The 20,106-nt window shown below is 65.1% G+C and carries 19 protein-coding genes; 9 read left to right on the plus strand and 10 right to left on the minus strand.

Annotated elements, in window-relative coordinates:
- Nucleotides 1-20: 20 nt before the first annotated feature.
- The gene (locus BLT66_RS07510; RefSeq protein WP_092757077.1) at nt 21-1,022 is read left to right on the plus strand and encodes a Bug family tripartite tricarboxylate transporter substrate binding protein; all 1,002 of its coding nucleotides are present in this window, start codon (nt 21-23) and stop codon (nt 1,020-1,022) included.
- Between the two features lie 19 nt (nt 1,023-1,041).
- Here the strand turns inward: BLT66_RS07510 and BLT66_RS07515 are convergent, their stop codons facing one another.
- On the minus strand, nt 1,042-4,008 hold the full coding sequence (locus tag BLT66_RS07515) for a PAS domain S-box protein (protein WP_176955008.1): 2,967 nt from the start codon (nt 4,006-4,008) through the stop codon (nt 1,042-1,044).
- 387 nt (nt 4,009-4,395) lie between these two features.
- Between BLT66_RS07515 and BLT66_RS07525 the strand changes: the two genes are divergently transcribed.
- Both BLT66_RS07525 and BLT66_RS07530 read left to right on the plus strand, forming a co-directional pair.
- Nucleotides 4,396-5,337: a hypothetical protein gene (locus tag BLT66_RS07525; RefSeq protein WP_143029164.1), complete on the plus strand. Its 942-nt coding sequence runs from the start codon at nt 4,396-4,398 to the stop codon at nt 5,335-5,337.
- A 15-nt stretch (nt 5,338-5,352) separates the two neighbouring features.
- Nucleotides 5,353-5,646 (plus strand): hypothetical protein, encoded by a 294-nt coding sequence (locus BLT66_RS07530; RefSeq protein WP_092757081.1) that lies wholly within the window; start codon nt 5,353-5,355, stop codon nt 5,644-5,646.
- Nucleotides 5,647-5,665: 19 nt separating this feature from the next.
- On the opposite strand, the gene BLT66_RS07535 is transcribed toward BLT66_RS07530, so the two are convergent.
- Nucleotides 5,666-6,613, minus strand: a complete 948-nt coding sequence (locus BLT66_RS07535; protein WP_092757082.1) for a LysR family transcriptional regulator — start codon at nt 6,611-6,613, stop codon at nt 5,666-5,668.
- 121 nt (nt 6,614-6,734) lie between these two features.
- On the opposite strand from BLT66_RS07535, the gene BLT66_RS07540 reads away from it, so the two are divergent.
- Together BLT66_RS07540 and BLT66_RS07545 are read left to right on the plus strand one after the other, a co-directional pair.
- The gene (locus BLT66_RS07540; protein WP_092757083.1) at nt 6,735-7,331 is read left to right on the plus strand and encodes an NADPH-dependent F420 reductase; all 597 of its coding nucleotides are present in this window, start codon (nt 6,735-6,737) and stop codon (nt 7,329-7,331) included.
- A gap of 51 nt (nt 7,332-7,382) precedes the next feature.
- Nucleotides 7,383-8,123 carry a hypothetical protein gene (locus tag BLT66_RS07545; RefSeq protein WP_092757084.1) on the plus strand — a complete coding sequence of 247 codons (741 nt, stop codon included), beginning with the start codon at nt 7,383-7,385 and terminating at the stop codon, nt 8,121-8,123.
- 22 nt (nt 8,124-8,145) lie between these two features.
- Here BLT66_RS07545 and BLT66_RS07550 read toward each other — a convergent pair whose 3' ends face one another.
- Nucleotides 8,146-9,108, minus strand: coding sequence for a Bug family tripartite tricarboxylate transporter substrate binding protein (locus BLT66_RS07550; RefSeq protein ID WP_092757085.1), 963 nt, complete (start codon nt 9,106-9,108; stop codon nt 8,146-8,148).
- A 26-nt stretch (nt 9,109-9,134) separates the two neighbouring features.
- Nucleotides 9,135-10,202: a tartrate dehydrogenase gene (locus BLT66_RS07555; RefSeq protein ID WP_092757086.1), complete on the minus strand. Its 1,068-nt coding sequence runs from the start codon at nt 10,200-10,202 to the stop codon at nt 9,135-9,137.
- A gap of 103 nt (nt 10,203-10,305) precedes the next feature.
- Here BLT66_RS07555 and BLT66_RS07560 point away from each other — a divergent pair, with 103 nt between their 5' ends.
- Nucleotides 10,306-11,223, plus strand: a complete 918-nt coding sequence (locus BLT66_RS07560; protein WP_092757087.1) for a LysR family transcriptional regulator — start codon at nt 10,306-10,308, stop codon at nt 11,221-11,223.
- A 9-nt stretch (nt 11,224-11,232) separates the two neighbouring features.
- Here the strand turns inward: BLT66_RS07560 and BLT66_RS07565 are convergent, their stop codons facing one another.
- Entirely contained in the window at nt 11,233-12,159 is a 927-nt protein-coding gene (locus BLT66_RS07565) for a LysR family transcriptional regulator (protein ID WP_092757088.1), read from the minus strand.
- 90 nt (nt 12,160-12,249) lie between these two features.
- Between BLT66_RS07565 and BLT66_RS07570 the strand changes: the two genes are divergently transcribed.
- A complete protein-coding gene (locus BLT66_RS07570) occupies nt 12,250-13,602 on the plus strand; it encodes an omega-aminotransferase AptA (RefSeq protein ID WP_369821585.1) in 1,353 nt (450 codons plus the stop codon).
- 90 nt (nt 13,603-13,692) lie between these two features.
- On the opposite strand, the gene BLT66_RS07575 is transcribed toward BLT66_RS07570, so the two are convergent.
- On the minus strand, nt 13,693-14,595 hold the full coding sequence (locus BLT66_RS07575; protein WP_255406826.1) for a DMT family transporter: 903 nt from the start codon (nt 14,593-14,595) through the stop codon (nt 13,693-13,695).
- A 118-nt stretch (nt 14,596-14,713) separates the two neighbouring features.
- On the opposite strand from BLT66_RS07575, the gene BLT66_RS07580 reads away from it, so the two are divergent.
- Entirely contained in the window at nt 14,714-15,130 is a 417-nt protein-coding gene (locus BLT66_RS07580; RefSeq protein WP_092757090.1) for a hotdog fold thioesterase, read from the plus strand.
- A gap of 83 nt (nt 15,131-15,213) precedes the next feature.
- Here BLT66_RS07580 and BLT66_RS07585 read toward each other — a convergent pair whose 3' ends face one another.
- Entirely contained in the window at nt 15,214-15,777 is a 564-nt protein-coding gene (locus tag BLT66_RS07585) for a cob(I)yrinic acid a,c-diamide adenosyltransferase (protein ID WP_092757091.1), read from the minus strand.
- Between the two features lie 66 nt (nt 15,778-15,843).
- Between BLT66_RS07585 and BLT66_RS07590 the strand changes: the two genes are divergently transcribed.
- The gene (locus BLT66_RS07590) at nt 15,844-17,268 is read left to right on the plus strand and encodes an FAD-binding oxidoreductase (protein WP_092757092.1); all 1,425 of its coding nucleotides are present in this window, start codon (nt 15,844-15,846) and stop codon (nt 17,266-17,268) included.
- 66 nt (nt 17,269-17,334) lie between these two features.
- On the opposite strand, the gene BLT66_RS07595 is transcribed toward BLT66_RS07590, so the two are convergent.
- The 3 genes from BLT66_RS07595 to BLT66_RS07605 all read right to left on the minus strand — a co-directional run bounded on the left by BLT66_RS07595 (nt 17,335) and on the right by BLT66_RS07605 (nt 20,103).
- Complete coding sequence (locus tag BLT66_RS07595; RefSeq protein ID WP_092757093.1) at nt 17,335-18,231, minus strand: hypothetical protein; 897 nt, start codon at nt 18,229-18,231, stop codon at nt 17,335-17,337.
- An 11-nt stretch (nt 18,232-18,242) separates the two neighbouring features.
- Complete coding sequence (locus BLT66_RS07600) at nt 18,243-19,286, minus strand: peptidoglycan-binding protein (protein ID WP_092757094.1); 1,044 nt, start codon at nt 19,284-19,286, stop codon at nt 18,243-18,245.
- An 82-nt stretch (nt 19,287-19,368) separates the two neighbouring features.
- Complete coding sequence (locus BLT66_RS07605) at nt 19,369-20,103, minus strand: class I SAM-dependent methyltransferase (RefSeq protein WP_092757826.1); 735 nt, start codon at nt 20,101-20,103, stop codon at nt 19,369-19,371.
- Nucleotides 20,104-20,106: the final 3 nt, after the last annotated feature.

The following is a 20,106-nucleotide window of genomic DNA, read 5'->3' on the forward strand; positions in this document are numbered from 1 at the left end:
ATCAAACGGAGACAAACAAGATGACAAAATTTATAAAAAATTGGCCTCTGGCGCAGATTACACCAGCGCTAGCAGCTATCACTTTAGGAGTGGCCGCCTTGCTGCCACTGGCGGCGCTGGCCCAGGCCTGGCCGGCCAAGCCGATCAAGGTGGTCGTCAACTTCCCGCCCGGCGGCGCAGCCGACCAGATTGCCCGCGCCATCAGCGTGCCGCTGCAGGAGGCGCTGGGCCAGCCGGTGGTGGTGGACAACCGCGCGGGCGCGGGCGGCAACATCGGCGGCGAGGCCGTGGCCAAGGCCACGCCCGACGGCTACACCCTGCTGCTGACATCGGGCGGCCTGGTGTCGATCAACCCGTCCATCTACCCGAAGATGAGTTTCAACCCGGCCAAGGACATCGTGCCGGTGGCCGCCGCCGCGCGGGTGCTGGTGTTCCTGGAGGTCAAGCCCAGCCTGCCGGTGAAGGACGTGAAGGAGTTCATCGCCTACGCCAAGGCGAATCCCGGCAAGCTGACCTACGGCTCGCCCGGTAACGGCTCGTCGCCACACCTGGCGGGCGAGATGTTCAAGGACATGACGCAGAGCTTCTCGGTGCACGTGCCCTACCGCGGCGCAGCGCCCGCGATGCAGGATTTGCTGGGCGGCCAGGTGGACTTTATGTTCGACCCCGGCATCGGCCTGAACCAGGTGCGCGCGGGCAAGCTGAAACTGCTGGCCGTCGGCAGCCCGCACCGCTCACCGCTGTTCCCCGATGTGCCGACGCTGAACGAAGTTGGCCTGAAAGGCTTCGACGCCGACACCATCTTCGGCTTCTACGCCCCCGCCGGCCTGCCCGCGGAGATCCTGGCGCGGCTGAATACCGAGATCAACAAGATCCTGGCCACGCAGGCGGTGAAGGACCGGATTGCCGGGCTGGGTGGCGAGGTGGCGCCGATGACGCCCGCGGCCTTTGGGGCCAAGGCGCACGAGGACACGGCACGGTTTGGCAAGCTGATCAAGGATCGGCATATCCTGGGCGACTAAGCACGCAGCCGCCCAGCGCTCAGGCGGCCTCGCCTTCGGGGCCCAGCACGACCAGCTGGAAGGTATCGCGACCAGCGGCCTTGGCCGCATACAAGGCATGGTCGGCGGTGGACACCAGGCGGTGCGCGCTGTGGATCACCGTGGTTTTCGCCTGGTAGGCGATCCCCACGCTGGTGGTGACCTTGAGCTTCTGCGGCCCCAAGAACAGAGGTGACCGCACCTGTTCCACGATTTTTTGCGACACGCCACGGGACTCGGCTTCGCCATCCAGGTGCTCCAGCACGATCACAAATTCGTCTCCGCCCAACCGGGCCACCATATCGGTGGCGCGCACGCCCGCCACCAGACGATCGGCAAACTCCTTGAGCACCTTGTCGCCCGCGCCATGGCCCAGCGTGTCGTTGATGGATTTGAAGAAATCCACATCCAGGAACATCAGGGCAATGGCAGCCCCGGTGCGGGCTGCGCGGGCCAGCACTTCGGGCATTCTCTCGTTGAACTGGCGGCGGTTGGGCAGACCGGTCAACACGTCGACGCGGGCCATATCCTGCAGCGCCTGTTCGATTTCCTTGAACGCAGTGACATCGTTGCTGAGCGTGAAGATGCCGTGGACGATGCCATCGGTCCACACGTCCGGGATATAGGACACCCGCAGATGGCGGCGCTGGCCCTGCATCATGGACTCCACATCAAACTCGACCCGCTCGCCCTGCAAGGCCCGGTGCAGGTAGTCGCGGCGCTGCGCGTACAGCACCGGGCCCACCACTTCGGCTACCTGGCGGTTGATCGCCCAATCCAGGTTCACGCCCAGCCAGTCATGGAAGGTTTCGTTCAGGTAGCGGAAGCGCTCCTCGGTGTCGATGTAGGTAATGACAACCGGCAGATTGTCGGTAACCGCGCGCAGTTGGCGTTCGCTGGCCTGTAGACGCGCCCGCGCCTGGTGCTGCTCGGTACGGTCGCGCACCATGCCGAACACGCCCTTCACCACACCCTGCGCATCCCGATCGGGTACGTAATGCACGAACATATGGGTGGGCGAGTTAGGTAGCGAGCTCCTGAGTTCAAAAGAAACGTCCTTGCCGGCCAAGGCCTGGTCCAGGTGGGGTTTGACCTGCTTGAAGGCGGTTGGGCCAAACACCTCGGTCACCGTCTTGCCTACGGTGCCGCCTTCGCCCAGAGAAAACCAAGCCTGGTATTTGTCGTTGGTGAAGGTGTAGCGGTAATCGGTGTCGATGTGCGAGATCAGAATCGGCAGGTTGTTGGCGATCAGGCGCAGGCGTTGCTCGCTGTACTCCAGCGCTTGTTCGATCTTCTTGCGTTCCGAGATGTCGTAGTTGGTGCCCAGCACCCGCACGGCCTTGCCTTGCGCATCATCGATCACCATCGCCCTGGCATTGACGTGGCGTACTTCGCCATCGTCTTGCAGCACGCGAAAATCAAAGTCCATGGACGCGTGAGCGGCTATCGCCCAATCGAACGCGCGGGTGCAGGCGTCCAGATCGGCGGGGTGCAGTTTGCGCGACCAATCCTCCAAAGTGCCACCGAAAGTCGCGCGGTTACCTCCAAAAATGCTGAACATGGTGTCGCTCCACTCCAGCCGTCCGGTGGCAAGGTCGAGCTCCCATATTCCGATGCCATTCGCACTGGTTGCCAAGGACAGACGCTCCTGGTTCACGCGCAATGCGGCGGACAAGGCATTTTTTTCCGTCACATCCTGGATCACGGCCAATGAATGGGCCGGTTGCCCCTCGGAATTCCGCTGCAGCACCGCGGACAGCAGAACATCGATGACGCTGCCGTCCTTGCGTACCATCTGGTAGGGGATGTCATCGCAGCGGCCGGACTGCAGAAAATGCGGGATGACCACCGAGCGCGCGTACTCCCGTGACGCTGGCGTCAAAAAATCGGCGGATGAGACGCCCACCACCTCTTCCCGCGCATAGCCCAGGTTGGCCAGCCAAGCGTCGCTGACAAACAGGATGCGGCCTTGCGGATCTATGGAATGCAGCATGGCCGGGGTGGCTTCGTACAAAGCCCGGAAGTTGTTCTGGCTGGCCAGCAGCGCGCGTTCCGTGCGCTTGCGGTCGGTAATGTCGCGGCCCACCGAATGCAGCGCAATGACCTTGCCGTTCGCATCGCCCATCGCGCGGTTCGTCCAGGCGACCCAGCACTCGTTGCCCGCAACAGAGTACATGCGGTTTTCGCCGTGTGCGGTACCGGGTTCGCGGCACAGGGCCTTGAGATGGGAGGCAACGGCATCCCGGTCGTTGGCCTCCACATACTCCAGCAAGTTGTGCCCCTGCATGGATGCAGGGGTCAATCCAAAATGCTTGGCATAGGCCTGGTTGACGAAGGTCAGCTCCCCCGTGGGCAGAGCCAGCGAGACCAGGTCGCTTTGGTCTTCCACAATCGCGTGGTAGATGGCGGCCTGGGTGCTGGCTTCCTGCGCTTGCTGGACAGCCAAGGCATTGAGGCGGTCTCGCTCCAACGCGCCCTGGCGCATATCCAGCGCCTGTGCCGCCACCAACGCCAGATCGGTCAAGGCGGCGCGCTGGTAGTCGGTCAGCACGCGCGCCTGCCGGTCAATCACACACAGGGTCCCAATGCTTTCACCGCCGGGCATCACGATGGGCGCCCCGGCATAAAAACGGATGTGGGGTTGACCGGTCACCAGGGGGTTGGTGCTGAAGCGGGGGTCCTGCATCGCATCGGGCACCTCCATCAACTCGGGGCGCAGGATGGCATGGGCACAGAAAGCCACTTCACGGGGCGTCTGCGTGGTCCCTTGCAGACCGATGTTGGACTTGAACCACTGCCGATCGGAATCCACCAAACTCAGCAGCGCAATCGGCATACCGCAGACCGATGACGCCATGCGCGCGATGGCATCGAATATCGGCTCCGCTTCGGTATCCAGAACCTGTAGCGACCGCAGCCGGCGCAACCTCTCGTCTTCGTCCAGGGGGATAGGCGCAGCGTAAGTCATCTGTTCGATCATGTTCTGAGAACTGAACCAAATGCGCCGAATCTTAGAGCACTGGGAACAGCCTCCCGTTTACTCAACGCGGCGAGATCAACAAGATTGTGGACACGCAAGCAGTGAAGGACCGGATCGCCGGGTTGGGTGGTGAAGTGGCGCCGATGGCGCCCGCGAGGTTTGGGGGGAATGCGCATGGGGATGCGGCGTGGGTTGGGAAGTTGATCAAGGAATAGCGGAATTGGGGGATTGAGGTCAGGTTATCGCTACTTTTAATGAAGCAATCTATCCAAATGAGGTCTACTTAAATATCGATCATTGCAGTTAAAGTCGTCGCGTCATATCGCAGCCCTTTGCGATATGCATCACTTTATGCCCCGAGGAGAACCACATAGCATGCAAGAAAGAATGGAGGAAGATCGAATCCGAACCCTCAATCGGGATGAGCATGTGAGGTTCTCAAGTCGTGAACGCGAGCTAAACGAATATCGGGAGCTGCTGGAAATGCAGCAGCGGGAATTCGATTCCTACCGCAAGCGCGCTCAGGAAGAACAGCTCGCACGAGAGACAGAGTTCCAGAAGGAACAACAAGACCGCGAGAAGATGTTCGCTCAACGTGAAAAACAACTCACGATGCGACACCGCGATTTCGAAGAACGTCTGATGCAACGCCAAGTGGAGGTTGAACATCTGCGTGATCGTTTGCAAACCGAGGTAGCAGAGCGTGAGCTGAAGGTTCAGCAAACACTCGTCGAACTCGCGCTCGAAAAAGAGCGATACAACGAGGAAAGCAGGAGGAAGATCGAGCGCACATCGAAAGATTACGTTGCTGATGCACTTGAGACGCTAGATGTAAAAGAAGCTCAGTTCCACACAACGTCGAAGATATGGAGTGGGGTCGGGGCTGCATCACTTGCATTAGCCATTGCTTTTTTCGCATATCTCACGTTGTCTACAGCAATTTCAATTCCCAGCCCAATAACTTGGGAGTTCTTAGCGTTCGCTGTCTTCAAAGGTTTAGTTGCGGTAGCTCTGCTTGCGGGTCTTTCCAAGTATGCATTTCTTCTCGGAAATTCATACATGCAAGAGGCGTTGAAGAATGCCGATCGCCGGCATGCAATCAACTTTGGCAAGTTTTACTTGGAATCGTACGGGGCGGCTGCCGAATGGTCTCAAGTTAAGGAGGCCTTCGAGCACTGGAACATCACAGGTACAAATGCATTCAAAAGAGCCGAAGAATCTGTGCCAGATATCGGTACGCTCGAAAAGGCTATCGCGCTGTTGGAGCGTGCTGGCAAAGCATTGCCAAAACTGAAAGGCGACGGCAGTGGCATCTAACCTCTGCAGAACCAGATGAACATCACTCCCACCCCCCTCTCCGCCGCGCTCGCAGGCCTGTTCTCGGCCCTCCTACTGCCCGTCCTCTGGTCCCACTTCGGTGGTTCAGGCTCGGCGGACAGCATCGGCTTGGTCGTAGGTTTCCTGCTCGTCGTCGCGCTGCCCGCACACGCCTTTGTGCTGGGCTTTGGCCGCAGCCAGGTGACCAACCCCAGAACCCTGGACACGGCCTTGCTCAAGCGCATAGCTGCCTGGCTGGTGGCGGTGGCGGCAACCGTGGCGGTGGCAGAGTTCTTGAAGGCGCAGTGAGTTCAGCCCGCCGCTAGCGTCAGGCGGTCTTCCCGCTAGGCAGGCTGTTCACCGACAGCCGGTGCGCGAGCTGCTGTTCGCGGAACGTCTGGGTAACGAAATCCACGAAGGCGCGGGTCTTGGCGGGCAGCAGTTTCTGGCTGGCGAAGTACAGCGAGATGGGGCCGACATCGCAATACCAATCGGGTAGCAGCCGCACCAGCGCACCGCTTTGCAGATGCGGCAGCGCGTGCGGTATAGACACCAGGCCGACGCCCAGGCCCAGCAGCGCCGCGGGGCAGATCGCGTCCGGCCCGTTGACCAGCAGCGCGGGCTTGTGGCCGATCACCATTTCGACGCCGGCGCTGTTGCGCATCACATGGGTACGCAAGCGGCCGCTCAGGGGCGAGCGCATCACGATGCTGGCCAGGTCGGCCAAGCCGGCCGGGTCGGTGGGCCGGGGCTTGCCTTGCAGAAAAGCCGGCGAGGCCACGGTAATGCAGTGCATGCGCGCCAGTTCGCGTGCCACCATGCCGGGCGGCAGGTCGAAGCCCCCGCCAAAGGCCACATCGAAACCGCCGGCGATCAGGTCCAGCGGGCGGTTGTCGAAAGACCAGTCGGGCGTCACCGCCGGGTAGCGGGCGAGGAAGGCCGGCATCAACGGCAGCAGGTAGTCCATGCCGAAGCCGGGCGCGGAGTTCAGCTTGAGCACCCCGGCCGGCTGGCCGGCGTTCACCGTGACGTCGGCAATCGCGCCCTGGATGCTGTCCAGGCCGCCCTGCACCGACTGCAGGAAGCGCTCGCCGGCTTCGCTCAGCGTCAGGCCGCGCGTGCTGCGCTGGAACAGGCGCACGCCCAGGTTGCGCTCCAGCTGGGCGACGTTGCGGCTCACCGCCGCTGGCGTCAGCGCCAGCCGGCGCGCGGCCGACGAGAAGCTGCCAGTCTCGGCGCTGCGCACAAACGACTCCAGATTGGCCAGGGTTTCCATCGCTTACCTTCAACAAATGCTTGAAACTGATTCTGCCTGATTGCAACTAGCGCTAGAAGCCGCCCTTGCCTAAAGTTCGGTCCATCAACACAACGCAGTCTCTGCACCGAAAGGAAACACCATGACCATCTCCATCATCGGCGCCGGCGCCATCGGCTCGGCCATCGCCCGTCATCTGGCCCGCAACGGCATCGCGGCCAGCATCGCCAACAGCCGCGACCCGCAATCGCTCAAGGCGCTGACCGACGAACTGGGGCCGCACATCCAAGCCGTGACCGTGCAAGAAGCCGCCCAGGCCGACCTGGTGTTCCTGGCGGTCAATTGGGACCGGGTGTCCGCCGCGCTGAAGGACCTGGGCCCGTGGAACGGCCGCATCCTGGTGGATGCCAACAACGCTGTGCAAGTGCCCTCGTACCAGCCGGTCGACCTGGGCGGCCGCGCTTCCAGCGAAGCGGTAGCGCAGTGGGCGCCGGGTGCCCGTGTGGTCAAGGCCTTCAACCACCTGATCGCCGCCGCGCTGGGTGCAGACCCGAAAGTCGATGGCGGCCGCCGCGTGCTGTTTCTGTCCGGCCCCGATGCCGATGCGAAGCAGACCGTCAGCGATCTGATCACGCGTCTGGGCTATGCACCCGTGGACCTGGGTGGTGTGGAACAAGGCCGGCTGGTGCAGTTCCCCGGCGGCCCGCTGGCGCTGCTGGATCTGGTAAAGCTGGGCTGATTGCCGGGCGCTTGCACAGGCTGGGGCGCCAGCCTGACTACACTGCCCCCGATGCGCCAGCCCCCTCCTTCGCACCCCGCGCGAGACCTTCTTACGTCCTACTTCTGGAGCGGCGATGCCCTGCGCAGCCGCAGCGTGGGGGGTGTTGTGCTGTCCGGCAGGGTGGACGTACCCGCGCCCCCTGCCAGGCTGGTGGCAGATTGGGACAAGGATATAGCGGAGCGCCTGGGCCTGGAGCCCGGAGACGTGGAGGCCCTGCCTTTGCCGCGCGCGCGTACCCGCTGGCCGGACTACAAACTCTGTGTGCAGGCGGTGGCCGACTGGACGCGCGGGTTGGGTCTGCAAGAGGTGCTGGCATCCTCAGACGTCGCTCTGATGGCCTGCCGCGGCGCGCGCTACCACCATGACGGCGCGCAATACGGCAGCGCAGCGTTTTGCAATCTGTTTTTGAGCGAAGACCGGGGGTTGGACCTGCACTTTCCCGCTACCGGCCTGCGCATGCCTTTGGCCAGGGGGACGGTGGTGGTGTTCGATACCGGCCAGCCGCATGCCGTGATTGAACGCCGCAGCGCCGGCTTCGATGCGGCCGACTTCCCACCTGACCGGGATTGCAGCCTGGTCTTTCTGACCTGGGAGCTGCCTATCGAGAATGCCGACGTAGCACGCGCGCTGGGGGTCGCATTTGACATCGATCCTGCAACCGCGGCGCAACTGGATGAAGAACAGGTCTGGCGGAATGGCGCACCGGCCAGCGTGTGCCCGGATTCCGGCCGGTGGCGCCAGACGGGCTAACGCCAGCCCGCGCGCCCCGGTTTTAATCGACGCTGACCTTGGCAGCGCTGACCAGCTTGGCGAAGCGCTCGGTGTCGTCCTTGATCTGGCGCGCCATCTGCTCGGAGCTGTTGCCCACGGGCTCGGCGCCGATATCGTCCATCTTCTTGCGGAAGTCGGGGCTGTGGATGATCTTCACCATCTCGGTGTTCAGGCGCAGCACCACGTCCTTGGGCGTGGCGGCCGGCACCAGCACGCCGAACCAGGTGCCCAGGTCAAACCCTTTCAAACCGGCTTCGTCCAGCGTGGGCACGTCGGGCAAGGCGCTGGAGCGCTTGGCGGTGGTCACAGCCAGCGCGCGCAGCTTGCCGCCCTTGATGTGCTGCAGCACCGGGGTGATGGTGTCGAAGGACATGGTGATCTGGCCGCCCAGCAGGTCGGTGGTCAGCGGGCCGCTGCCCTTGTAGGGCACGTGCAGCAGCTGCACGCCGGCCATGCCTTCGACCTGCGCGCCGATCAGGTGCTGCACCGTGCCGTTGCCGTTCGAGCCGAAGGTCAGCTTGCCGGGCTCGGCCTTGGCCAGGGCCAGCAGCTCCTTCACCGATTTGGCCGGTAGCTGCGGGTTGACGGTCAGCACATTCGGCACCAGGGCGACGGTGGTGATGGGGGCGAAGTCTTTCTGGAAGTCGTAGGGCAGCTTTTTGTAGACGCTGGTGGCGATGGTGTGGTGCACCGCACCCATCAGCAGGATGTGGCCGTCCGCCTTGGACTTGGCCACGTAGTCGGCGCCCAGCGTGGCGCCGGCGCCGGGCTTGTTTTCCACGATCACCGGCTGGCCCAGGCTTTTGGACAGCTCCTGGCCCAGGGCGCGGGCCAGCACGTCGGTGGTGCCGCCGGCTGGGAAGGGCACGACCAGGCTGATCGGCCGACTAGGGTAGTTCTGGGCCAGGGCACTGAGGCTGTGCAAAGCAACGGCAGCGGCGATCCAACGGATTCTTGTAGGCATTTTTGTCTCCTCGGGTGGATCGGCGGCTAGGCTTGCAAGAAGGCGCAGACGGCTTGCGTCACCTGGGCCGTGGTGGCCTGGCCACCCAGGTCGCGGGTGTGCAGCGCCGGGTCGGCGGTGACCTTCTCGATGGCGGCCATCAGACGCTTGGCAGCGGCCGGCTCGCCCAGGTGTTCGAGCAGCATCACGCAGCTCCAGAAGGTGCCGACCGGGTTCGCCAGGCCCTTGCCCATGATGTCGAAGGCCGAGCCGTGGATGGGCTCGAACATGCTGGGGTAGCGGCGCTCGGGGTCGATGTTGCCGGTGGGCGCAATGCCCAGGCTGCCGGCCAGCGCAGCGGCCAGGTCGCTGAGGATGTCGGCATGCAGATTGGTGGCGACGATGGTGTCCAGCGTGGCCGGGCGGTTCACCATGCGGGCGGTAGCGGCGTCGACCAGTTCCTTGTCCCAGGTGACGTCGGGGAACTCGGCGGCGATCTGCACCGCGATCTCGTCCCACATCACCATGGCGTGGCGTTGGGCGTTGCTCTTGGTGACCACGGTCAGCAGCTTGCGGGGCCGGCTCTGGGCCAGCTTGAAGGCGTAGCGCAGGATGCGTTCGACGCCGACGCGGGTCATGATGGACACATCGGTGGCGGCCTCAATCGGGTGGCCCTGGTGCACACGGCCGCCCACGCCCGAGTATTCGCCTTCGGAGTTCTCGCGCACGATGACCCAGTCCAGGTCTTTCGGGCCGCAGCGCTTGAGCGGGCCGTCGATGCCGGGCAGGATGCGCGTGGGCCGCACATTGGCGTACTGGTCGAAGCCCTGGCAGATCTTCAGGCGCAGGCCCCACAGGGTGATGTGGTCGGGGATGTGCGGGTCGCCGGCCGAGCCGAACAGGATCGCGTCCTTGTCGCGCAGCGCGTCCAGGCCGTCGGCGGGCATCATCACGCCGTACTGGCGGTAGTAGTCGCCGCCCCAGTCGAAGCTTTCGAACGCGAACTGGAAGCTGTTGCCGGCGGCGGCCAGGGCCTGCAGCACGGTCTGGCCGGCGGGCACGACTTCTTTGCCGATGCCGTCGCCGGGAATGCTGGCGATTTTGTAAGTCTTCATGGGGAGTCTCCTAAGGGGTTGCGGTGGTGCTGATTCTTCCGGCCCTACAGGGAAAAATTCACTGCTAAAGTGAAAGTATCTTTAACTCTGGGTTAACGCTGCCATGGCCAACGCCACCGACCTGCAGTTCTTCTCGACCCTGGCCGGCAAGGCCAGCCTGAGCGCGGCGGCGCGCGAAATGGGCATCAGCACGGCGGCGGTCAGCAAGCACCTGGCGCAGATGGAGACGCGCCTGGGCGTGGCGCTGGTGACGCGCAGCACCCGGCGCATGGGCCTGACGCCCGAGGGGGAAACCTATCTGGGCCACGCGCGCCGCATCCTGGCCGACATGGACGACCTGGACCAGCTGATAGGCACGGCCCGCGTCGCACCCAAGGGCTTGCTGCGCGTCAACGCCACGCTGGGCTTTGGCCGGCGCCAGGTGGCGCCGGTGATCTCGCGCTTTGTGCGCGCCTATCCCGAGGTCGAGGTGCAGCTGCAGCTGTCGGTGCATCCGCCGCCACTGACCGACGACAGCTTCGACGTCTGCATACGCTTCGGCGCGCCGCCGGATGCGCGGGTGATTGCCCGGCGCCTGGCCGCCAACCAGCGCGTGCTGTGCGCCGCCCCGGCCTACCTGGCCCAGCACGGCACGCCCAAGACGCCGCACGAGCTGGCCCGGCACAACTGCATAGGCATCCGCCAGGGCGACGAGGCCTACGGCGTGTGGCGCATCTTCAGCGGCCGCGGTAGCAAGCAGAAGACCGAGACCCTGAAGGCCCGCGGCAACCTCAGCACCAACGACGGCGAGATCGCGGTGCAATGGGCGCTGGACGGCCACGGCATCGTGCTGCGCGCCGTATGGGACGTGGCGCACCACCTGGACAGCGGCCGCCTGGTGCAGGTGCTGGCCCACTGCCAGACGCCCGAGGCCGACATCTACGCGGTGATCCCCAAGCAGCACCAGATGTCGGTGCGGGTGCGCAGCTTTGTGGACTTTCTTAGCGCGGCGCTTACGCAGGAAGTTGCGCGCAACCCCTAGCCCGCGCCATCAGAGCCCGTGCGCGGCCCGCAGGCATTCCTGCAGCACCCGCGTGGCCCGTGACGGCTCGGGCGTGCGGCGGGTGATGCCCAGAAACTGGCAGGCGTAATGGAACAGCGCGGGCTGCACCGCGCGCATCTGGCCTTTTTGCACAAAGCCCTCGGCATAGTGGTCGGGCAGGAAACCCAGGTAGTGGCCGCTCAGGATCAGCGTGGCGATGGATTCCTGGTCGAAGCCCGTGGCCTTGCGTGGCAGGCGCTCGCGCTGGCTGATTTCCATGTTCGGCGAGTGCTGGCCCAGCCCGGCAAACGGGTAGCGGCGCAGATCGTCCCAGCCCATGGCCTGCATGTCCTGCCCGAACAGCACATGCTGCGCGCCGCAATACAGCAGCATGGTTTCGCCAAACAGCGCGTCGTAGGCCAGGCTGTCGGCGTTGCGGTGGCCAGGGATGATGCCCAGCTGGAACTGGCCGTCCAGCACCCCGCGCTCGATGGCGTGGATGGTGGCCACGTGCAGGCACAGGCGCACATCCGGCGCCTGCTGCGCAAACTGGGCAATCGCCGCATGGATGCGGGCCTGCGGGTTGCTGGCGGTCTTGTCGAATACGGCCAGGTGCAGCTCGCCGCCCATGCGCTGGTGCAGCGCATCCACGCTGGCGCGGAAGGCGTCGGCCCCGGCCAGCAGGCGCAGGGTCTCGGTGTAGATCTGCTGGCCTTCGGGGGTCAAGGCAAAGCCGCTGCGGCCGCGGCGGCACAAGGTCAGGCCGAGCCGGGTTTCCAGGTCTTTGACGTGGCGGCTGACGGTGGAGGTGCCGATGTTCAACTCCAGCTCGGCGGCAGCCATGCCGCCGCACTCGACCACGCTTTTGAATACCCGCAGCAGGCGGATGTCCATATCGGTCAGCTGACCGAGCACAGCTTTGTTCTTTACTTGCATATTCTGCTAACTACAGAGTGGTATTTAACTCTTTATGAGAGTAACAGGGGCGGCAAGAATGCGGAATTCTTTTTCTACTTGGAGCGCGCCATGGACATGACCGATAGCCAGCAACTCAGCCCCCGCCCCCGTACCGACGCCGCCTGGCTGGACGCGCACTGGATGCCTTACTCGGGCAACCGCAACTTCAAGGCCGACCCGCGCATCATCACCGGCGCCAAGGGCAGCTACTACACCGATATCGACGGCCGCCAGATCCTGGACGGACTCTCCGGCCTGTGGTGTTGCGGCCTGGGCCATGGCCGCGCCGATATCACGGCAGCCGCCACCCGCCAGCTGGCCACGCTGGACTATTCGCCGGCCTTCCAGTTTGCGCACCCGCTATCGTTCGAGCTGGCCAACAAGCTCAAAGAATTGACGCCCGACGGCCTGGACCACGTGTTCTTCACCGGCTCCGGCTCGGAAGCCGCCGACACCTCGCTGAAGATGGCGCGCGCCTACTGGCGCACCAAGGGCCAAGCCAGCAAGACCCGCCTGATTGGCCGCGAAAAGGGCTACCACGGCGTGAACTTCGGCGGCATCTCGGTAGGCGGCATAGGCGCGAATCGCAAGATGTTTGGCGAAGCCCTGCAGGCCGACCATCTGCCGCACACCCAGCTGAAGAGCAACGCCTTCTCGCGCGGCATGCCGAAGACCGGCGCCGAGCTGGCCGACGGGCTGCTGGACCTGATTGCGCTGCACGACGCGTCAAACATCGCCGCCGTCATCGTCGAACCCATGTCGGGCTCGGCCGGCGTGGTGGTGCCGCCGGTGGGCTACTTGCAACGCCTGCGCGAAATCTGCACCGCGCACAACATCCTGCTGATTTTTGACGAAGTGATCACCGGCTTTGGCCGCATGGGCGCGATGACCGGTGCCGAAGCCTTTGGCGTCACGCCCGACATCATGAACGTGGCCAAGCAGATCACCAACGGCGCCCAGCCCATGGGGGCGGTGCTGGTCAAGAAGGACATCTACGACACCTTCATGGCAGCCGGCGGCCCCGACTACATGCTGGAGTTTGCCCACGGCTACACCTACTCGGCCCACCCCGTGGCCTGCGCGGTCGGCCTGGCCACGCTGGACATCCTGGTGCAAGAAAACATGGTGCAGCGCGTGCAAGCCATTGCCCCGCATTTCGAGAACGCAGTGCACAGCCTGAAGGGCGCCAAGCATGTGACCGACATCCGCAACTACGGCCTGGCCGCCGGCATCACCATCGCCGCCGTGCCCGGCGAGCCGGCGCGCCGCCCGTATGAGATCGCCATGGCGATGTGGAAGAAGGGCTTTTACGTGCGCTACGGCGGCGACACCATCCAGATGGCACCGCCCTTCGTCATCACCCCGGCCGAGATCGACAGCATGGTGAACGCGCTGGGCGAGACGCTGAACGCGCAAGCCTAGCCCAATCAGCACCCGCCAGCAGCTATCGAAAACATAGCTGCTGGCGCTGGTGTTCTGTACGCTAGAAGCCTAAGAGGCTAAGAATCGGGGTCAAGGGGTCACCACCAGCTCCTTCACCCGCTCCTGCCGCACCACATACAGCCCGCAGCCAATCACGATGGCGCCGCCCAGCAAGGTATTGCTGTCGGGGAAGCTGTTCCACAGCAGCGCGTCCAGCGCGATACCCCAGGCCAGCGAGGTGTACTCGAACGGCGCCACCACCGAAGCCTGGCCGTGGCGAAACGCGTGGGTGATCGCCAACTGACCAACAAATCCGCTGACCGCAATCACCCCTAACACCGGCGCGTGTGCGGCCTGCACTGGCACCCAATGCGGCCAGGCCAGCGCGCCCGCGCCAAAGGCCAGGCCGCTGGTGCCCCAGAACACCAGGCTGGCGGCCGAATCGGTGCGGCTGGCGATGCGCCCGGTCAGCGCCGACACGGCGTAGCACAGGGCCGACACCAAAATCGCCAGCGCACCCAGCGACAAGAACATGCCCTGGTCGGGCCGCAGCGCCACCACCACGCCGCACAGGCCGCCGCCCAGCGCCAGCCAGTGGCTGGGCCGCACCTTTTCCTTCAGCACCGGAATCGACAGCACGGTGATCAGCAGCGGAGCGATGAAGAAGATGGTGTAGGCCTCGGCCAGGCCCAGGGTCTGCAGCCCGTAGACAAACGAGCTCAGCATGGTCACGCCGATCACCATGCGCAACGCATGCAGCGGCCAGCGCACCCTGAACACATTGCCCAGCTCCTTGCGCCACAGCACGTACATCAGCACCAGCGGCAGCGCCACACCGCCTCGCATCGCCGCCACCTGCAGCGGGGGGTAGCTGGCGGTGAGCGATTTCATGGCCGCATCCATCATCGAAAAAGCCCCCACGGCGATCACCATGGCGATGATGCCGCGCAGGTTTTCCGAAGCTGTCGGTCTGAGAGCGGTAGCAGCAGGCACGTAGATGTCTCCGTAAGCAAGCCCGCACGGCGATGGGGCTCTTGGTTTATGCTGGCAGTTTTGCGTACTACGCAAGCGCCACTGCATTGAAAGTGGCGCCAACACAGGGCACACGGGTATGTCTATCTGGAAGAAACCGATCTCGGTCGAAGCACTCAGCACCATGGCACTGGGCACGGCGATAGCCCACCTGGGGATCGAATTTCTGGAAGTAGGCGACGACTTTATCAGCGCCCGCGTTCCCGTGGATACACGCACCTGTCAACCCTACGGACTGCTGCACGGCGGCGTCAGCGTGGTGCTGGCCGAGACCCTGGGTTCCTGCGGCGCGATGTACGCCTCGCCCGAAGGCCACAAGGCCGTGGGCCTGGACATTAACGCCAACCACCTGCGCGGCGTGACCAGCGGCTGGGTCACCGGCACGGCCCGGCCGGTGCACATAGGGCGCACTACCCAGGTCTGGCAAATCGACCTGGTGGACGACGCCGGCAAGATGGTCTGCGCATCCCGCATCACCATGGCGATTCTGAGCTAAGCCCGGCGTGCCGCTTCGTTCGTTTTAGTGTTTTAGGCCGCTGGCGCTTATTCCATCTGCGCTAGCCGCTATTGAAAATATAGCTACTCGCTGCTGCGCGCCAAACGCTCGCTTTTCCAGTACACGTCGTCCCCACCGTCCATCCGGTTCAGCACCCGGGCCAACACGAACAGCAAATCGCTCAAGCGGTTCAGGTACTGCCGGGGCGTGTCCTTCAGGCTTTCCAGCTGCTCCAGCGCGACCACGGTACGCTCGGCTCGGCGCGCTACGGTGCGGCAGACGTGGGCTTGCGAGGCGGCGCGGCTGCCGGCGGGCAGGATGAATTCGGCCAGCCGCGGCAGCGCAGCGTTGTGCTCGGCCAGCGCCTGGTCCAAAGCCAATACCGCCTCGGGTTTCAGCAACTCGAAGCCGGGAATCGACAGCTCGCCGCCCAAGTTGAACAGCTGGTGCTGCACCTCCACCAGCAGCGTGCGCACGCCCTCGGGCAGCGGCTCGCACAGCAGCAGGCCGATGTGGCTGTTCAACTCGTCCACGTCGCCCATGGCCTGCACGCGCAGGCTGTCCTTGCGGACCCGGGTGTTGTCGCCCAGGCCGGTGGTGCCGTCGTCGCCGGTGCGGGTGGCAATTTGCGTCAGGCGATTGGCCATGGCGGCCTCCTTGTGTGAATAGAGCGAGAATTGTGCGGTATCCACGCCCTCTACCGGAGTCTGCCCATGAACGCCCCCACCGCCCCCCAGCACCTGCTGCCAACCATCGCCATCCGCACCATGCCCGCTGCCCTGGTCGAGGCGCTGCAGGCCCGCTTTGGCGCGCAGTTCTCGGTAGCGATGGCGGTGCGCGAGCACCATGGCCGCGATGAATCCTCGTTCTCGGTGCCACCGCCGGCCGCCGTGGTGTTTGCCGAGAGCACGGCCGACGTGGCCGACGCGCTGAAGCTGGCCAGCGAATACGCGGTGCCGGTGATTCCCTTCGGCGTCGGCTCCTCACTGGAAGGCCATTTGCTGGCGGTGCAAGGCGGCATCAGCCTGGACGTGAGCCGCATGAACGCCATCCTCAGCGTGAATGCCGACGACCTGACGGTCACCGTGCAGCCCGGCGTGACACGCAAACAGCTGAACGAAGCTATCAAGGACACCGGCCTGTTCTTCCCCATCGACCCCGGCGCCGACGCGTCGATTGGCGGCATGTGCGCGACCCGCGCCAGCGGCACCAACGCCGTGCGCTACGGCACCATGCGCGAGAACGTGCTGGCGCTGGAAGTCGTGACCGCCAGCGGCGAAGTCATCCACACCGGCACCCGGGCCAAGAAGTCCAGCGCCGGCTACGACCTGACACGGCTGATGGTCGGCAGCGAAGGCACCTTGGGCGTGATCACCGCCGCCACCGTCAAGGTCTATCCGCTGCCCGAGGCCATCTCGGCCGCCATCTGCTCGTTCCCCAGCATCGAGGCCGCGGTGCGCTCCACCATCCAGGTGATCCAGCTGGGCGTGCCGATTGCGCGCGTCGAGCTGATCGACGCGAACACCGTGCGCATGGTCAACAGCTACGCCAAGCTGGGCCTGCGCGAGGAACCGCTGCTGCTGATGGAGTTCCACGGCTCGCCCACCGGCGTGAAGGAACAGGCCGAGCTGGTGCAGGAAATCGCCACCGACCACGGCGGCCAGGCCTTTGAATGGGCCAGCACCCCCGAGGAGCGCACGCGCTTGTGGACGGCCCGGCACAACGCCTATTTCGCCGCCGTGCAGTCGCGCCCGGGCTGCAAGGTGATCTCCACCGACACCTGCGTGCCGATCTCGCGCCTGGCGGATTGCCTGCTCGATTCGGTCACCGAGGCCGACGCCTCCGGCATCCCCTACTTCCTGGTCGGCCATGTGGGCGACGGCAACTTCCACTTCGGCTACCTGATCGACCCCGATAACGCTGAAGAACGCGAGAAGGCCGAACAGCTGAACCACGCCCTGGTCAGCCGCGCGCTGGCGCTGGAAGGCACTTGCACCGGCGAACACGGCGTAGGCCTGCACAAGATGGACTTTCTGGTCGCCGAGACCGGCGCCGGCGCGGTGGCCATAATGCGCGCCATCAAGCAGGCGCTGGACCCGCAGAACATCCTGAACCCGGGCAAGATTTTCAAGATTTAAACGTTTGAGGGCTCTGGCGCATATTCCACCTGCGCGGGTTGCTCTCAAATTAGGAGCAAATTCAACCTAGGGCAGACTGGCACTGCACAGGCCTTGCCCGGGCGCCAGCGCCCATTTCTCCAGCCAGATCCCCAGCTGCTGCGCACCGGCGTCGCCGGCCGCAACGTGGCGGGTGCACAGCGGCGCGCTGCGGCCGGCCGCGCGTTCGGCAAAGCGCAGGTAGGCGGCGGCCGGCACCTGGGCATCGGCGTCGCCCCAGAGCTGCAGGATGGGCCATTCCAGGTCGATCAAGGGCCGGGCGGTATGCCAGCGCCACAGGTCGCGCCAGTAGCGCAGGCTGCGGCCCTGGACCTCGCTGCTGTCGGGCGCATCTGAACGCTGGGCCTCATCCAACGCCTGCCAGGCCGCCAGCTGGCCGCTGCGCTGGGCTTGCAGCACACCGGCTTCCAGCGGGTCCAGCCCCGAGCCTTGCAGCAACACCAGGCCGGCCAGGCGCTGCACCTCGGCGGCCAGGCCGGGCAGCAGGTTGATGCCTTCGGCCACCCCCACCAGCAGCTGCGGTACGGGGGCGCTGCCGGCCTGGGCCAGCGCGTCGGCACGCAGGGCCGCGCGGGCGCTCTCCTGCCAGCGCGACAGGCTGTCACGCTGGGTGAAGCCGGGCGTGCAGCTGCCAGGTCCGGCCTGCGGGTCGACACCGGGCTTGTGCAGCACCAGCAGTTGGGCATGCGGCAGACTGGCCAGGCTACGCGCCAGCGGCGGCGCCAGGCCCATGCAGCCGTCGCCGGCGAGCACGATCACCCGGTAGCGCAATGGTTGCGAGGGCTCGCGCTGCAGTACCGGCACCGGATTGGCCGGCGACAGGCCGGGTAGCGTGGAAGATGAAAAAAGGGGCTGCGCCTGCGCGCAGCCCCCGATACAGGCCAGCACCGCCAGCGCGGTGCGTGAGGCTTGCAACCAGCCCATGGACGTGGGAGTTACTTCGCCAGTTCCTGGATGGTCGCAGCGTCCAGACGGCCGGTCTGGCTGATGCGGCGGTCCTTCTGGAAGGCGTTCAGCGCGGCCACGGTCTTGCGGCCCATGGAGCCGTCGGCCACACCGGCGTCGTAGCCGAGCTTGTTCAGGCGTTCTTGTGCCGACTTGAGCGACATGCTGGCTGCAGCAGCACCGGGTGCCGAGGTCTGCGAAGGTGCGGCACCGCCGTCCACGCCCAGCTTGCCGCCGCCGCCCAGACCCTGGCCTTGTACGGTTTGGGCGCGATAGTTGCGCACGGCGCGGACCATGCCGTTGTAGGCGTCCATGAAGGCCGCAGCAATCACCTTGCCCTGGGGCGTGCTGTTGTAGGCGCCCGCGGCACCGCCGCCCGAGCCGCCAAACAAGGCGCCCATGCCACCCCAATCGGTCTTGGAGGCGCTGCCTTCGGAGGCCGCGACCTGCACGCTGGAGCGGTTGTCGATCATGGTCAGCATGACGCTGGCTTCGCGCGTGGCGGTAGAGCCGGCCACTGCACCCAGCACCCGGCCGGCATTGCCGAACAGGCCGCCGATGGAGGCTGCTGCGCCGCCGGTGTTCTGGTTGAAGATGACTTCGGGCGACAGGCCGTAGTCGGACGACACCACTTGGCCCTTGCCGAAGTTGCTGCCCTGGCGCATTTCGCCAGAGTTCATCAGCGCGCGCTCGCGGCTCATGGCGTTCATGCCGGCAGCGCTACGCTCCACCACGATGAAGCAGTTGGACTGCTGGATCATCAGGCGCAGCAGGTTGGCGGTAGGCGGCAAACGGTATTCGTTGCGCAGGATGGTGTACCAGCCGGCTTGTTCGTTTTCGATCAGCGACACCGTGCCCAGGGCCGACGGGCATTTTTCGAGCTGCGAATTTTCATTCGCGCTGGTGGCTCCACCCGCGCTGCCGGTGGCTACGGTCTTGGCTTCGGAGCTGCCCATTTTCATGTCGGTGGTTTCGCAACCAGCCAGGAGGGCGACTACGCAAGCCGCTACGAGTGAAGTTTTTAGGATGTGCATGGTAATTTTTGAAACCAAATGAGTGCAAGAGTTTACAAAAATATAAACCGAATACAACGCATCCGCGGCAGAAATCTACTGCTTATGGAGTAAGCGGCATGCGGTACAGCCACACCGGTCGGCCGTCCGGGGCCTCCAGCCGGCCGGTGGCCAGCACACCCGGCACCTCGAACTCCAGACTCACCAGCCAGCTGCCCGGCGCCATCTGCGCCCGGGCTTTGGCCAGCGCGCGCGGCATGCTTTCGGGCCGCTGGAACAGGTAGACCAGCGCATAGGGGCTCCAGTCCGCGCGCCAGATGTCGCCCTGGCATACCCGAGCCCAGGGGCAACGCAGCGCGCAGGCAGCACGCAGGGGCCAGCTCCATTCGAGTCCGTGCAGCTCGGCCTGCGGGTAGGCCTGGCGCAGCGCCTGCAGGCCATGGCCCAGCCCACAGCCTGCGTCCAGCACCCGCGCGCCCTGCGCCAGGGGCACGACGGCGGCCAGGCCCTGCAAGGCCTGGGCGGGGGTCGGGAACAGGGGCGCATCACGCCAGGCGTTCAAGGGGTAGACCAGTAAGAACAAGGCCAGCGGCAGCAGCCAGGCCCAGGCCGGCAGCGCCAGCGTGCCAGACAAGGCCAGCGACAGCGGAAAGCCCGCGGCGATCAGCCCGCGCCGCCACCAGGTCGCGCCCCACAGGCTGCAGGCCGCGCCGCAGGCGGTCGCCAGCAGCAAGGCCGCAATGCCCGGCAGGCCGAGCTGCAACAGCAGCACAAACACCGCCCAGGCGCCGCCCCAGGCCAGCAGCGCCGGTAGCGGCCACGGCAGAGGCCATGGCATGCG

This window comes from Rhodoferax sp. OV413 (assembly GCF_900104385.1).
GTDB lineage: Bacteria > Pseudomonadota > Gammaproteobacteria > Burkholderiales > Burkholderiaceae_C > Rhodoferax_B.